Source organism: Pseudobutyrivibrio xylanivorans, assembly GCF_008935055.1.
Lineage (GTDB): Bacteria > Bacillota > Clostridia > Lachnospirales > Lachnospiraceae > Pseudobutyrivibrio > Pseudobutyrivibrio xylanivorans_A.
This window is the reverse complement of sequence record NZ_CP043028.1, coordinates 2507465-2522576: the sequence shown is the minus strand read 5'-3', so window position 1 is coordinate 2522576 and position 15112 is coordinate 2507465. Positions and strand designations below refer to the sequence as shown.

The following is a 15112-nucleotide window of genomic DNA, read 5'->3' as shown; positions in this document are numbered from 1 at the left end:
TACCGTTCAAAGTAACTTTTTGATTATAGCACTACATGTTATAATATCAAATAATTGTGTTTAAATATTTATTATGAGGTTTAATTCGATGATAAAAGTAGATTTGATTACAGGTTTTCTTGGCAGTGGCAAGACAACCTTTTTAAAGAAATATGCGAAATACTTCATGGACCAGGGTCAGCGAATTGGAATTTTGGAAAATGATTACGGTGCAGTAAATGTAGATATGCTGCTTCTCAACGAGCTTCGAGGCGATAACTGCGAGCTGGAAATGGTTGCCGGTGGCTGTGATGCTGACTGCCACAAAAGACGTTTTAAAACAAAGCTTATTTCCATGGGAATGAGTGGCTACGACAGAGTCATCATCGAGCCTTCTGGAATTTTTGATGTAGATGAATTCTTTGATTCATTACGAGATGAACCTCTGGACAGATGGTATGAAATAGGAAATGTTATCACTATCGTAGATGCAAAGCTTGAAGATACTTTATCCGAGGACTCCGATTTCTTTCTAGCGTCGCAGATTGCCAACGCCGGAGTAATTATTCTCAGCAGAAGCCAACTTACAGATGAAGTACATATTAATGCTACTATCTCCCATCTTAAAAGAGCTGCTGAGAAAGCAAAGCTTGATAAAAATATTGATTCAATTGTTTTTTCAAAGAATTGGAATGAGCTGACTAATGAAGATTTTGACAGAATTTCTAACAGTGGCTACAGCACACATTCATATATAAAGAAGCTGGGCACTGATGATGCGGGATATAAGACACTTTATTTCCTTGAGCTTCCTATGAAGAAGGAAGGGCTTAAAGAAAAAATCGATGCACTTATGTCAGACCCAGCCTTCGGTAAAATTTTCAGAGCCAAAGGATTCTTCAAGGAAGCTGATGTTTGGTATCAGTTTAACGCCACCAAAGAAGATTTTGAATTTAGGGAAATGCCTGTTGGGCAGGAAGTATTCATAATCATCGGTGAAGAAATTAATGAAGCAAAGGTAAAAGAATATTTTGGAGCTAAATAATCAGCCCAAATCAAAAGAAGGATTCGCATATGCGAATCCCTCTTCCATTTAAGGAATATTATTTAGAAAAAGTGTAGGTGCCTACTGTGCTCTTATTTCCTGAATTTCCTGAAATGTAATAGCCTAATCCGTCAACAAAACCAGCATTAATATCTACAGTCTGTCTTCCATTCCCATCTGAGAAGATCAATCCCTTTATATCCTTTGGAATCTTTGCAGAATAAACTGACTCATTGTACTCGTTCTGCTTTACATATGTAGCAGCTTTTCCAGGCCATCCTGTTGTATCACTACTGCCCCATGTATATACATATACATTGTTCCAGTTAACATTATTTGAGAAGTAAACTGTAATCTCCTCTTCTACAAATGGTGTCGGTGTAGGAGTAGGAGTTGGTGTAGGTGTAGGTGTTGGGGTAGGGGTTGGTGTAGGTGTTGGGGTAGGGGTTGGAGTTGGTGTAGGTGTTGGAGTTGGCTCTCCATCCTTAAGCAATACTGCAATTCCTGTTCCACCAACATATCCTGAAATATTTGAACCACTTACATAGAAAGTGCTGCCACTAACTACATCCTTGTATGTACCACTAGCCAATGTTCCATCTGGATTTTCTACGTTAACATCTATATTGCTTCCAGAACCAAGTACAATTGTTGCACCTGTCTGTCTTGCCACTACAGCAATATTACCAACAGCCTTGTAATACTCTTTTTCACCTGCACACTGATTATGAAGCTTGTTAACAGCTGCAACTTCTTTGCTTGTAAAGTGTGTGCTTCCCTTAGCACCAACCTTAATAGCTGTCTTTTCCTTAGCGTAAGGTCTTGAGAAATAAAGTGCTGAAGAATTAGCCTTTGATCCAAGGATTGCATATGCTCTGTCAACCTTATTCTGGTCAATATACTTAGTCCAGCCGCCCTCCCCGACGCTATTATTAGAGTATGTATCATGACTCTCAGCGAAATAAACTACTTCATTATCTTCAATGCCGTTTACTGTTGTCCAGTTACCATAACTACTTGGAACATTGCCACCATTTAAAGCTCCCATAACAGTTGCACTGTAAACTGAATCTGACACTGACATGTAGTCTGTATACTCGCTCATAAGACTGTTTGCATATGACTCATTACCTGTCACTGGCTGGTCAAGAATCTCTCCATAATTGAACATTGATCTGTCAATTACTGTTTTCCAGAAGTCGCAATTTTCTGTTGGAAGTGAAATATGCTTTGCAGCATCCCATCTAATTCCATCAACACCATCTGCCTTAAGCTGAGCGATATAACTTTTTACTTTATTCTGAACATAAGGATGCTCTGAATTAATATCTGGCATTCCTATATCTCGGTGTGTAATCTGATGACGGTTATTATAGTCAATTGAACCACCTTCATTGTGCCAATACTGAGAATCCTTAAGACTGTTATCAATATTTGAGTGATCACCTGCAAGATGATTAGCAACAACATCAACTACAACCTTAATTCCATATCTGTCAGCTTCCTGGCAAAGCCTTCTTAAATCTGACTCTGAACCAAGACCTGCATCGCTAACATAAAAACCATTCGGCTGATAAAGCATATACCAAGTTCCGCCATAAGAACAATTTGCCGGCTGTGCTGGTGAAGTCTGAACTGTAGAAAAACCTGCTTCTGCAATGTTTGGAAGCTCATCAATTATCTGCTGATAAGTCCAGTCGAAGCAATGTAAAATGTTGCCATCTTTAATATTTGACTGAAGACCGTAAGCACCAGTTTGTGCTGCCTCAACAGTCTCAGCATTAAAACTAAAACCACTAAATACTAACCCAGCGACCACTAAAAGTGAAAGCACACTGCGCCCCATTCTTTTGTTAAACATCCTTACCCTCCATTTTCTCATACATTATAATTGGGATCCCCTTCGATGCTGCGCAAACGGTTCCACATTAACCGGTTATATGGAAACGTTTCCAGCTCATTTCGATATTTAAAATAGCTGAAAATACACACTTGTGTCAATATTATTTACCATTTTCAGAAACAATTACAAATATTGATTAGTCATTTTGTGTAAATTTTCTTTAAAATATGCGCAATTATGCGCAACAATAGGTAAAAATACATTAAAAAAGAGGACCCATCGGTCCTCAAAATTTGCTTTATTATAATTATCCTTCTACTATCTCACCTGCAATTGCTGACGCAGCTGCGGTGGCTGGGCTAGCAAGATAGATTTGCACTTTGCTGGTCCCCATGCGTCCTAAGAAATTTCGATTGTTGGTGGCAACTACGACTTCGTCGTCGGTGAGGATTCCACCGCCACGTCCACAGCAGAGCCCGCAGCCAGGTGTTGTAATGATGGCACCAGCATCTGAAAGAATGCCAAGAGTACCATCGGCCAAGGCTTCGCGGTAAATCTTACGGCTGGCAGGAGTTACAATCATTTTTACAAAAGGTGCCACATGCTTTCCCTTCATAAGGGTAGCTGCAGTTCTTAAATCTTCAAGACGTCCATTGGTGCAGGAGCCAAGAAAGACCTGATTTACCTTTGTGCCCTTAAGTTCAGACACAGGCTTGATATTATCTACAAGTGATGGGCATGCACATACTGGTACAAAATCCTCAGCTCTATATCTGAGAATCTTTGAGTATACCGCGTTCTCATCGCCATAAAGTTCTTTTATCTCATCTGTAAATGGAATTCTGCAATAATCACAGGTCTTTTCATCTGGCGCAAAAAGTCCACACTTCGCCCCTGCTTCCACAGACATATTTGATATAGTCATTCGGCTGGCAACGCTCATAGCCTCCACAGTGCTTCCAGAAAATTCAAGAGCCTGATAAGTTGCTCCCGATGCAGTCAAATCCCCAATTATCCTAAGAATAATATCCTTTGAGGTCACATTTCCTGGAAGAGTTCCATCAATGACAATTTTAATTGTCTCAGGAACCTTAATCCAAAGTTGGCCTGTGCCAAGGATTCCAGCCATTTCTGTGTAGCCAATACCTGTGGCAAATGCACCAACACAACCATAGGTCACAGTATGACTGTCTGTACCAAAGGAAATATCACCAGGCTTCACATAGCCCGCCTCAGTCATAAGCTGATGACAAATTCCATCTGTTCGATGAACACGGGTAATTCCATATTTCTCAGCGAACTCATCTCCTACTCTGAAGTGTCTGGTATCATCCACCTGCGTTGCAGGAAGAAAATGGTCATAAATAAGCACGACGCTATCAGGCTTTGCCACCTGCTTAAATCCCATCTCCTCAAATTTCTGCACAGCAAAAGGGACCATGATGTCATCAATCATGCACCAATCCACATCAACAGTAACTATATCACCAGGCAGTACCTCATGGCCCACCTTTTTTCCAATTATTTTTTCAACAAGTGTATGTCCCATTTAGCTCTCCCAATCAGTCTAATCCGTTTCTCTTTCTCATAGCCTTTACCAAACCGCCTGCATCCAAAATCTCCATCAAATTGTCCGGAAGATTTGCAATAGGATAAGACTTTCCATTGACGATAATCTCCTTGCCCGGAATAACCTCTGCCTCATCTCCCTCGCTAACCTCATCATACAAATCAGGCTGTTCAATAAGAAGCAATCCATTATTGATGGCATTTCTAAAGAAAATTCTCGCAAAAGATTTTGCAACTATGCATGAAATTCCAAGAGCCTTCACAACCTCTGGTGCCTGTTCTCTCGACGAGCCGCAACCAAAGTTATGTCCAGCCACAATCATATCCCCTGGCTGAATCTGTCCTGCAAGTTCAGGGCGCAGAGGAGAAAATGCGTAAGGCTTCATTTCCTGCACAGTCTCAAAAGCCAAATACTCTGTAGGCAGAATAATATCTGTATCTATATCGTTATCTAGTTTCCATATTTTACTCATAATAAACTCCTAGTCCGCATTATCTGCTACTGATATATATCCTGTAATCGCTGAAGCAGTTACAGTTGCAGCGGACGCTAAGTATACGAAGGAATCCTTATGTCCTGCGCGGCCCTTAAAGTTGCGGGTGCCTGTAGAAATAAGGGTCTCTCCTTCTCCGATTACACCCTGGCATGCGCCCCAGCATACACTGCAGTTAGGATTCATAACCATTGCGCCAGCTTCCATGAAAATATCCAGAAGTCCCTCATCAAGAGCCTGTTTATAAACCTCTCGACTGGCAGGAACAACCAAAAATCTCACCTTGTCTGCCACATGCTTTCCTTTTATCACAGAAGCACCAACTCTAAGGTCCTCAATTCTTCCATTATTACAGCTGCCTAAGAATGCCTCATCAATTTTTACATCTGAACATTCTTTAGCAGGCACAACGTTATCTACAAAATGAGGCTTTGCCACAATAGGCTCAATCTCAGACAAATCAATATCATAAACCTCTGAGAAAACAGCATCCTCATCTGATTTGTAAAGTGCCTTTGATTCACGACCATGAGCCTTCAAATAATCTAGCGCGACATCATCTACTTCCATAAGAGCGGTCTTAGCTCCTGCCTCAACGCAAAGATTACATATAGAAATTCTGTCGGCAACAGAAAGGTCATGAAGTCCCTCTCCAGCAAACTCCATAGCCTTATAATTTGCTCCGTTTGCAGAAATCTTTCCGATGATAGTTAGAATCAAATCTCTTGCATAAACTCCATTCTTAAGCTTTCCATGAAGATTGAAGCGAATAGTCTCAGGAACAAGCAACCATGAGGTTCCAGTTACCATTGCATAGAGATAATCTGTACAGCCTACGCCAGTTCCAAAGGCACCAAGTGCACCGTAGGCACAAGTATGTGAATCCGCACCGAAAATCAACTCGCCCGGACGTACGTGCTTTTCCATCATCACCTGATGACAAACACCCTCGCCCTCATAAAATGTAATGCCATGCTCCTTAGCAAAGTCCCTCATCTTCTTATGTGATGCTGCAGTCTTTGGACTATCCGCAGGGATATTATGATCAATTATCCATACCAGCTTGCTCACATCTGCAATATGAGGATTCTTCAAATTGTTGTACATATCAATAGTAAGATGAGTGGTTCCATCATTACTCATAAGTCTGTCTAAAGTGACTGTCTCTATATCGCCTGCTCGACAACTTTCTTTTCCCGCTGCAGCTGCTATAATCTTTTCAGCCATAGTCATTCCCATAATCTTTATCTCCTAAATCCGGCAAGTTATGCCTACAAGCCATGGGTATCTCCGCTCAACGTCATGTTTCGCTTGAGACACCAATAAGCTTGATGGCTACTTACCTCATATAAATCTTTAAAAATTTTCAAATAGTTATTAGGTATTTCAAATATTGAATAATCAGACTTATCACTATCGATTCAACGACGCGATTAGTCCGCCCTGGTCAAGGATTTCCTGCATTTTAGCCGGAAGCTTGGTGCAGGTAAACTGCTTATCACCCACGGTGATTACACCAGCCTGAAGGTCAAGCTCCATTTCGTCGCCGTCCGCCACTGCATCGTAAAGTTCCTTACTTACGATTACCGGCATACCTATATTTATGGAATTGCGATAAAAAATTCTTGCGAAAGACTTTGCGATTACAGCTTTAACCCCAAGTGCCTTCAACACACTTGGTGCCTGCTCACGAGATGATCCACAACCAAAATTTTCATCGGCTACAACAAAATCTCCAGGCTTTACATTGGCTGCAAAATCAGAATTTAAAGATTCGAAGGTGTGTACCTTCATTTCATCGATAGTTGGAAATAAAAGATACTGAGATGCAATAATCTGATCAGTATCAACATCTTTGTCAAAGCGAAATACTTTTCCCATGTTCTCTCCTATTCTCCTTTGAATGGTAAATCACTTATCTATTAGGCCATATTCTACACTAATTCTTTAGCGATTTAAAGAGGTAAATCATCTGTATTTCATTAAAAACTTTAAATGGTCACATATATAGATTATTATAATATTCTGTCATTAAGAAATATAGGAGTTTAAATCATGAATTTATTTATTGTTAGTCAGGTATTCGCTATTTTAGCCTGCATCCTCATGGTAGCCATCGGCTATATCAAGAGAAGACACCATGTAATTATAGCTCAAAATATTCAGTTTGTACTTTTTACAATATCCTACGCATGCATCGGTGGAATAGCCGCTGTAGTAGGAAACGTAGTCAGCCTTATCAGAAATATTGTATGTTTGAAATGGAACCTTAATACTCCATTAAAGATCTTCTTTATTGCATTGCAGGGAATAATCACTTACATCTCCCTTTACAACGTATGGTTCAACTGGTTGCCAATGAATGCAGGCACGCACGGTTTCTTCGATTGGCTTCCATTCCTTGCAGCCACCTGCATCACAATCACTCTTAGTTCGAAGGATGATTTAATTATCAAACTTGGCTGCATCGGCAGTATCCTCTGCTTTGGTACCTATGATTTCATTCTTCACAACTGGACCGTATTTGCATTCGACAGCTTCTCAATGCTTACAAGCCTGATTGGTGTATATAGAATTTTGAAAGAAAGAAAAAATCCTGTTCCATTCTAGGAACAGGATTTTTTCTTTAAATATTACATTCTAAGCATAAGCTCTTTCTCTACCACTTCACCATTTCTGTAGTACACTCTTGGAACTCTCTTTGAAACTGCGCAGGTCAACTCATAAGGAATTGTTCCAGCAATTTCAGAAAGCTCATCAATGGAATTCTTCTCACCGAAAATCTCAACCTCGCTACCCACATCAACTGATGGCATATCAGTAATATCAATCATGCACATATCCATGCAAATCTTGCCGCGAAGCTTCGCAGGTCCCTCTTTAGTGTAGAGGCTACATTTATTTGAAAGACTTCTAAGGAATCCATCAGCGTAACCATAAGGAAGAACACCGATACGAGTAGTCTTGTCTGTAACAAAAATACCGCCGTAGCTGATTGCTGTGCCTGCAGGATAAATCTTGATTGTGCTGACTGTTGTCTTCATTGTCATAGCTGGCTTCAAGCCAAGCTCACGGGCAAACTCACCATAACCATAAAGCAAAAGACCAGGACGAACCATATCAAGATAAGTCTCAGGGAATCGAACTGTTGCACCTGTATTTGCACAATGTCTGATTTTAAACTTGCGACCAAGCTTCTCCTCAACTGCTGTAATTACACTTGTGAAAAGTTCAAACTGATGCTTTGTATAATTATCATTTGCATCGCCAAACTCATCAGCCTCTGCAAAGTGAGTGAAGATTCCTTCTGTCTCAAGTCCAGGCATATTGCAGGCCTCAACAATTCCCTCAACACCTGTATCAAAATATCCATCATCACAAAGATATCCCAGACGTGACATTCCTGTATCCACCTTAATGTGGACCTTCAGCTTGCCACCAAGTCGCTCGGCTTCAGCGCTATACTCATCAGCCTTTGCCTTGCAGGTAATAGCCTGAGTAATATCAAATTCCATAAGGCGGCCAACCTGCTCCTTTGGAGTGTGTCCCAAAATAAGGATTGGCATTTTGATTCCATTCACACGAAGTTCAAGTGCCTCATCTGCACTGCTGACTGCTAAATAATCAGCACCAAGCTCCTCCAAAAGCTGGCTCACCTGAATACTTCCATGTCCGTAGGCATCTGCCTTAACAACGCCAAGGAATTTAACCCCATCGCCAATTTTCTCTCTGATTTTTTTATAGTTATAGGCAATTGAATCCAGATTGATTTCAGCCCATGTTCTTCTAAGTGTAGATTCCATTTCTATTCATCTCCTAATTCAAAGTAACTCATTTCATTATACTACTTTAAAACATAAAAAAAAGGGCTTCTCCAACTCATGTGAGAAGCTCCTCATTAAATTACAATACCTTAGATAAGAAATCCTTAAGTCGCTGGCTCTGTGGGAAATTGAAAATCTCTGCTGGAGTTCCCTCTTCCTTGATTCCCTTTTCATCAAAGAACATTACTCGGTCCGCCACCTCTTTTGCAAAGCCCATCTCGTGAGTAACAACCACCATTGTCATGCCATCGTCAGCAAGCTCCTTCATAAGGGAAAGGACCTCGCCTACCATCTCTGGATCAAGGGCACTTGTTGGCTCATCAAAAAGAATAACCTCTGGGTTCATGGCAAGAGTACGTGCAATAGCAATACGTTGCTTCTGTCCGCCAGAAAGACTGTCAGGATAAGCCTCTGCCTTGTCTGCAAGGCCAACTCGCTCTAAAAGCTCTAAAGCCTTTTTGTCTGCTTCAGCCTGACTCATTAGACCAAGCTTAACTGGCGCAAGAGTCAGATTCTTCTTGATAGTAAGATGTGGGAAAAGATTAAAATGCTGGAAAACCATTCCCACGCGACGACGAACATCATTAATATCAACGCCCTTTTTAGTAATATCCTCGCCATCAACATAAATTGCTCCACCGGTAACATTTTCAAGCTGATTGAGAGTACGGATGAAGGTCGACTTACCACAACCGGAAGGGCCTATAATAGCAATAACCTCTCCCTTTTCAATCTGCATATTTACATTTGAAAGGACCTCATTATCCCCATAGGATTTTGAAAGATTCTCTACCTTTATTAAAACTTCGCTGCTCATTTTCTTGCTCCTTTTATCGTTCGCTCTTTCTCAAATTCTTCTCCAGTCGTCCTACTCCAAGGTTAAGTACCTGAACAATAACCAGATAAATAATTGCAACTGCAATAAGTGGCAGGAATGCCTCGTAGGTGATGCTTCGGATAATATCACCACCACGTGTCAAATCCATAAGACCAATGTAACCACAAATTGAAGTTTCCTTAATAAGAGAAATGAACTCGTTTCCTAGTGCTGGAAGCACAGTTTTAATAGCCTGTGGAAGGATAATAGAAATCATTGTGTCCTTATAATTAAGACCAAGGCTTCGACCTGCCTCCATCTGCCCATTATCAACCGCCATAATGCCGCCTCGCATAATCTCTGCAACATAAGCTCCTGAATTTATCGCAAAGGCGATAATAGCAACAAGAATCTTTGGTACATTCACACTCTTAAATACCACATAATAAATTATCAAAAGCTGAATCATCATTGGTGTTCCACGGATGATTGTAATGTATAGCTTACAAATAGCATTTGCAATCGCCCATCCACCAGTCTTGTCATACGTAACACGAATAATTGCAACCAGGAAGCCGATAAGCATACCGCAAAGTACCGCACAAAGTGCAATAATCAGTGTATTCACAAGACCCTTTGTAAGGTAGGTCCATCTGCTGTCATCAACAAAATTTCTCTTAAGATTATCAACAAGGCTCATGCTGCTTCCAGCTGCTGCGCCATTGTTAACAATCATAACCTGCTTAGACTGAACATATGACTCAGAGAAATTGATAGATTTAAGACGCTCTTCTGTCATTGTCATACCAGCAATACCAAGGTCTGCCTTGTGTGAGCTTACAGCATTAATGATACTGTCAAACTCAATGTCTTCAATCTCAATTTCCATGCCAAGCTTATCGCCAATAGCCTTAATAAGCTCCATGTCGATACCAACTGCCTCACCATTCTCATAATATTCGTATGGTGGGAAAGCTACATTTGTAACAACTACAAGCTTGCCATTGTCATAAGTAGTACCAGCTGGTGTCACGTAAGGACATGTTCCCTTTGTGTCATCACCGATATAATTCTTTATAATCTGATCAAGTGTGCCCTCCTCGATTACTTCTGCAAGGGCACCATTTACCTTTTCAAGGAGCTCATCATTGTCCTTAGCAATGCAGATTGCATAATCCTCCAAAGCGAAAGGCTCTTCAAGAATTTCAAGGTTTGCCTCGCCCGTCGTAGTGGCAATAGCTGGCTGCTCATCAACAATGACGCAGTCAATCTTTCCCTGTCTTAATGCCTGTACCGCATCTGTAAGCTTGTTATAGCGCTCGATTGTAGTACCTGCATCATCACCTTCATAATCGGATGCATAAATATCGCCGATTGTACCAAGCTGTACACCAATCTTTGCACCCTCCAAATCATCAATAGACTTAATTTCTTTTCCTGTGTCTTTAACACTACCACATCCAACGAACAATGCAGCCACAAGCGTTAAAGCAGCATAAATCATTCTCTTTTTCATGTATAATTATTCCTCTGTTATGTATTTTTATGCATATATATTAACATATATTGAATAAATATCAATATAAAAATATAGGAAACCAGAAAAAAATCTGATTTCCTATATTACATTTTAAAGTATCAGTATTACAGAGCGTCTATCTCGTTGATTATAGCATCTGGTTCCTCAAGCTCGTACACAACTTTTGAAAGAATAAAATCAAAATATTTATCACGTAGTTCATCATAATCCTTTTGACTTGAAATCTCTTCTCCATCCAGCTTCCAAGAGGAAATAATAGGCTCTCCAGCTTCATCAAAGCTGTCCTCTGCCCATGGATCAAGTGGTGACCTCTCTCCAGCTACAAGCTCAATCCAATTACCATCCTTTATGGCATAAACATAATCATAATAAGTAGATTCCTTTCGCACCATATAAAGAAGCGAATTGCCCTTTTCAATATAATCCAGCTCTGACACCTTTTCTGCCATCAATAAATTTACATATCCATCGTAGTAGGTTGCAATACGTCTGCCAGCATCGTTGTTATCATAAGCAAGCTCAGGAATATCGTCATCATCTATATAAATAAGCGAGTACTTTACTTCACTATCTCCCAACTCATCAATAATAGTCTTGTAAGCCTCCTGCCATGAGTCAAATTTTGAAGCACTACTATCACCTGATTTTATATAGCTTGCACCAACTATCTTGCCGCTATTGAAAGCTGCCTTATATTCCTCTGATTTTACAGAATCATTAACCAACACCTCTATAATAGGTTCGCTCTCTTGAAATTCAACCTTTGAGCCTTCCTCTGGTGCTTCAGCTTCCTGTTCCACTGACTCTGTCACCTGCTCCTCAGGTTCTTCTACTGATTCAGCAGTTTCCTTTCCGCAAGAAATTAGCGATGCCCCCATTATTAATGACAATAAACTCATAAAAACCTTCCTCTTCATTTTCGTCACCTCTATTGTTGCTTTATTATTGCTTAGCAAGTCGTCTGAATCTTCTAACTCTGGTGGACTTTTTCGTACCTCTTCTTCTAGGATTGTTTACCTTGCGATAATCCTCTATTTCAGCCAGCATTTTTTCATAATCCCGCTCAAAGAGAATATCACTGATTACAGAACTAAGTTCTGACAAGGTGATTCTCGTTTCTGGGATAACCGGCTCTATACCTTCAAGCTTTGCCGCTTTTTTTATCCGTCCAATCTCTACCTTAGTCAAAGGGAGCTTAGTCCATTCGATTATCTTCTTTCTGACGAAGGGCTTGCTTTGCCCCTTGTATGTTGGCATATTAAAATGCTCTAAAATCATAGTAAGCTCTGGTCTCCAAAGTAGCTCCAGTTGCTTATTCACCTTCACCTTTTTATTAGGCTCTGGTCTTCGTAAAAAATAAAAATCAGGCTTCCCATCCACCTCATCTACTGTGACAATCCCCCAGTGATCCGGCACATGCTCCTCCACGTGAAGTGCGTGTGTACTTCCAACCACAACCATATTGTAATCAAAGAATCTGTCGTAGTCCTTTATCTGCCCTTCAAGCCTTGCATAGGTATCAGCATCAGACTTGATTTCTATTCCAACGAGCGCACCATCGATAACCATGAAAACATCGGCTCTTGATTTTCCAATCATCTTTTCTTCGTAGAAACGAGCCTTCTTATATTCCAGTTCAAGATAGTCAAATAGTGCTTCTCTAATATCTTTATCTAATAACATTTCATTCTCCATTCACACTTGAAATTTTATCATAACAAACCACCTGCTACAAAGCATTTATGGGGATTGTCTGTAAATTAAGCCACTAAAAAAAAGTATTGCGAATATTGTATTATGTGTTGACATTCCATGGTTTGGATGTTATATTTTAACAGTCGCTTGAAGCAATAGCTTAAAGCTCTGGGATCTTAGCTCAGCTGGGAGAGCATCTGCCTTACAAGCAGAGGGTCACAGGTTCGAGCCCTGTAGGTCCCATTTTTTAATTTAATATGGCGAGATAGCTCAGTTGGCTAGAGCACGCGGTTCATACCCGCGGTGTCGAGGGTTCGAATCCCCCTCTCGCTACTAAAAAATAAGACCAAGAATTTATTCTTGGTCTTATTTTTTAGTAGTAAAGGGATGTTTCTAACTCATAGATAACAAGGGGGATTCGGATTTCATACAAATTTAATAATATCCATGTATAATACTCTTCAATCGAGAGGTGCCACTATGATATGGATATTAATGTTTCTCGGAGCCTTTGTTGCTTCCATCGCAGGCATAGTCTTCATGATCTCATGCCTCACAAAATTCAACTTAATAAAAAATAAAATAGTAGCCTTTCTAATCATCGCACTACTTTTCTGCTTTTTCTACTTCACGTTGGAGTGGATTAATGCGCTTACCATAACAATTTATACAACCTTTTTTTTCCTGCTATTTGAGTTTATTGGCAGGAAGTTTCTAAAAAATTTCACCCCAAAATGCAAATGTTACTGGCAGGGCTGGCTTGCGATAATATGCTCAATTGCATATCTTGGCGCCGGTTATTACTTCTGCGTTTCAGTTGTGGAAAAGGATTATACTTTGACAACAGATAAGAACTTAGGGCAGCTGAAGGTTGCCATGATAGCAGATTCCCATCTTAGTACCACCTTTGACGGTGAAGGCTTTGCCAAACACCTTAAAACTATCGAAGCTCAAAGTCCTGATATCCTACTTATTTCCGGGGATTTTGTAGATGACGGCAGCAAGAATATAGATATGGAAAAAGCCTGCGAGGCTCTCGGAAATCTAAATCTGAAATATGGTGTATGGTTCGTCTATGGCAATCACGACGCAGGATATTTCAGTCATCGTGACTTTTCTGAAGCGGACTTGGAAAATGCATTAATAAAAAATGGAGTGCACATCTTAGAAGATGAATGCACTCTCATTGACAATAAATTCTATGTTGTTGGGCGACGCGATAAAGGGATAAACCCAAACCGCACCCGTTGTTCAACTCTTGTTTCAACCCTGGATAAATCCAAGTATATTATCATGCTTGATCACGAGCCTGCTGACTACGATGCAGAAGCATCAGCGGGTGTGGACCTTGTTTTGTCCGGACACACTCACGGTGGACAGCTTATTCCAATCACCTTTATTGGTGAGTGGGTTGGGGCAAACGATGCCACCTATGGTTATGAGCGCAGAGAAAACACTGACTTCATAGTGACCTCTGGCATATCTGACTGGGCATTAAAATTCAAAACCGGAACACGCTCAGAGTATGTAATCATAGATATTACAGGAAATTAATGCCAACGGATGTTAGACTCATACCAGCCTGAATCAGTCTCAGCCTGGGTTGCCTTTTCCTGTTCCCTTTCCATTATTTCTATGCGCTTCATTGCCTCTTCTTCACCGACAAGTCTCATCATTTCCAGTCTGAACACCTTTGACACATAGCATCCCAAGAGCTCTGTGCCGTCATCCTTGAAAACAGTTCGAACCAATCTGGCTTTGACCTTTGTATTCTCATCAATTTGAATATTAAGAGGCTCCTTTGGTGTCAGCAACACATTCTGCTTTAGCTTGATTCCCATACCACCGTAAGAAATATCCACGGTAGAGCCTTGATAAGTCTTACCACCCTGTGTTATGGTTACATTTTTAATAAGAGGCACTCTCTTATATTTTCTACGTTCAGTCTCATCACCGAACTCTCTCTTGCAAAGTATAATCTGTTCCTTTTCACCAGTGGCTGATGTGACATTTGCCACCTTCACATTTTTCCAACTGTATGCCTTATGTCCGCTAGAACAGAAAAGAGTCATCTTGTTGTGATTAAAGGTCCAATTCAGCTTCACCGTTTTTCCCTTGTAATTTACTCTGATGCTCTCGCAGCCTACAAAGGCAAACTTCCAAAGCTTCGTCCTACTTCTTGGAATCAAAAATGTTTTAGGAGTGACAGGAATATCAAGCTTTTTCTTTCCCTTGCTAACACGAATATACGGTTTATTTGCAAAAGTAATCTCCGATATTCTCATATCATCACCCCTACCTAAAAG

14 protein-coding genes and 2 tRNA genes are annotated in these 15112 nt (G+C 40.5%); 5 read left to right on the top strand and 11 right to left on the bottom strand.

From position 1 onward, the window contains the following. Nucleotides 1-88: 88 nt before the first annotated feature. Nucleotides 89-1024: a GTP-binding protein gene (locus FXF36_RS11350; protein WP_151624163.1), complete on the top strand. Its 936-nt coding sequence runs from the start codon at nucleotides 89-91 to the stop codon at nucleotides 1022-1024. Between the two features lie 58 nt (nucleotides 1025-1082). On the opposite strand, the gene FXF36_RS11345 is transcribed toward FXF36_RS11350, so the two are convergent. From FXF36_RS11345 to FXF36_RS11325, 5 genes are all read right to left on the bottom strand, one after another. Then, nucleotides 1083-2885, bottom strand: coding sequence for an alpha-amylase family glycosyl hydrolase (locus tag FXF36_RS11345; protein ID WP_167511373.1), 1803 nt, complete (start codon nucleotides 2883-2885; stop codon nucleotides 1083-1085). Between the two features lie 289 nt (nucleotides 2886-3174). Then, nucleotides 3175-4416, bottom strand: coding sequence for an aconitase/3-isopropylmalate dehydratase large subunit family protein (locus FXF36_RS11340; protein ID WP_151624159.1), 1242 nt, complete (start codon nucleotides 4414-4416; stop codon nucleotides 3175-3177). 13 nt (nucleotides 4417-4429) lie between these two features. Beyond that, complete coding sequence (locus tag FXF36_RS11335; RefSeq protein ID WP_151624157.1) at nucleotides 4430-4909, bottom strand: LeuD/DmdB family oxidoreductase small subunit; 480 nt, start codon at nucleotides 4907-4909, stop codon at nucleotides 4430-4432. Between the two features lie 9 nt (nucleotides 4910-4918). Further along, nucleotides 4919-6169, bottom strand: coding sequence for a 3-isopropylmalate dehydratase large subunit (locus FXF36_RS11330; protein WP_151624155.1), 1251 nt, complete (start codon nucleotides 6167-6169; stop codon nucleotides 4919-4921). A gap of 174 nt (nucleotides 6170-6343) precedes the next feature. Further along, the gene (locus tag FXF36_RS11325; RefSeq protein ID WP_151624153.1) at nucleotides 6344-6811 is read right to left on the bottom strand and encodes a LeuD/DmdB family oxidoreductase small subunit; all 468 of its coding nucleotides are present in this window, start codon (nucleotides 6809-6811) and stop codon (nucleotides 6344-6346) included. 174 nt (nucleotides 6812-6985) lie between these two features. On the opposite strand from FXF36_RS11325, the gene FXF36_RS11320 reads away from it, so the two are divergent. Next, a complete protein-coding gene (locus FXF36_RS11320; protein WP_151624151.1) occupies nucleotides 6986-7540 on the top strand; it encodes a YgjV family protein in 555 nt (184 codons plus the stop codon). Nucleotides 7541-7563: 23 nt separating this feature from the next. On the opposite strand, the gene alr is transcribed toward FXF36_RS11320, so the two are convergent. The 5 genes from alr to FXF36_RS11295 all read right to left on the bottom strand — a co-directional run bounded on the left by alr (nucleotide 7564) and on the right by FXF36_RS11295 (nucleotide 12794). Continuing rightward, nucleotides 7564-8733 (bottom strand): alanine racemase, encoded by a 1170-nt coding sequence (gene alr, locus FXF36_RS11315; protein WP_151624149.1) that lies wholly within the window; start codon nucleotides 8731-8733, stop codon nucleotides 7564-7566. A gap of 100 nt (nucleotides 8734-8833) precedes the next feature. Beyond that, the gene (locus FXF36_RS11310; protein ID WP_151624147.1) at nucleotides 8834-9571 is read right to left on the bottom strand and encodes an amino acid ABC transporter ATP-binding protein; all 738 of its coding nucleotides are present in this window, start codon (nucleotides 9569-9571) and stop codon (nucleotides 8834-8836) included. 13 nt (nucleotides 9572-9584) lie between these two features. Beyond that, a complete protein-coding gene (locus tag FXF36_RS11305) occupies nucleotides 9585-11087 on the bottom strand; it encodes an ABC transporter substrate-binding protein/permease (protein WP_151624145.1) in 1503 nt (500 codons plus the stop codon). Between the two features lie 128 nt (nucleotides 11088-11215). Continuing rightward, a complete protein-coding gene (locus tag FXF36_RS11300) occupies nucleotides 11216-12010 on the bottom strand; it encodes a hypothetical protein (RefSeq protein ID WP_151624143.1) in 795 nt (264 codons plus the stop codon). A gap of 43 nt (nucleotides 12011-12053) precedes the next feature. Next, on the bottom strand, nucleotides 12054-12794 hold the full coding sequence (locus FXF36_RS11295) for a sce7726 family protein (RefSeq protein ID WP_151624141.1): 741 nt from the start codon (nucleotides 12792-12794) through the stop codon (nucleotides 12054-12056). 182 nt (nucleotides 12795-12976) lie between these two features. On the opposite strand from FXF36_RS11295, the gene FXF36_RS11290 reads away from it, so the two are divergent. The 3 genes from FXF36_RS11290 (at nucleotide 12977) to FXF36_RS11280 (ending at nucleotide 14360) form a co-directional block, all read left to right on the top strand. After that, nucleotides 12977-13049, top strand: a tRNA-Val gene (locus FXF36_RS11290). Nucleotides 13050-13065: 16 nt separating this feature from the next. Next, a tRNA-Met gene (locus FXF36_RS11285) sits at nucleotides 13066-13139 on the top strand. A 147-nt stretch (nucleotides 13140-13286) separates the two neighbouring features. Beyond that, entirely contained in the window at nucleotides 13287-14360 is a 1074-nt protein-coding gene (locus tag FXF36_RS11280; protein WP_151624139.1) for a metallophosphoesterase, read from the top strand. Here FXF36_RS11280 and FXF36_RS11275 read toward each other — a convergent pair. After that, nucleotides 14357-15091, bottom strand: coding sequence for a PilZ domain-containing protein (locus tag FXF36_RS11275; RefSeq protein WP_151624137.1), 735 nt, complete (start codon nucleotides 15089-15091; stop codon nucleotides 14357-14359). The genes FXF36_RS11280 and FXF36_RS11275 overlap by 4 nt on opposite strands. Nucleotides 15092-15112: the final 21 nt, after the last annotated feature.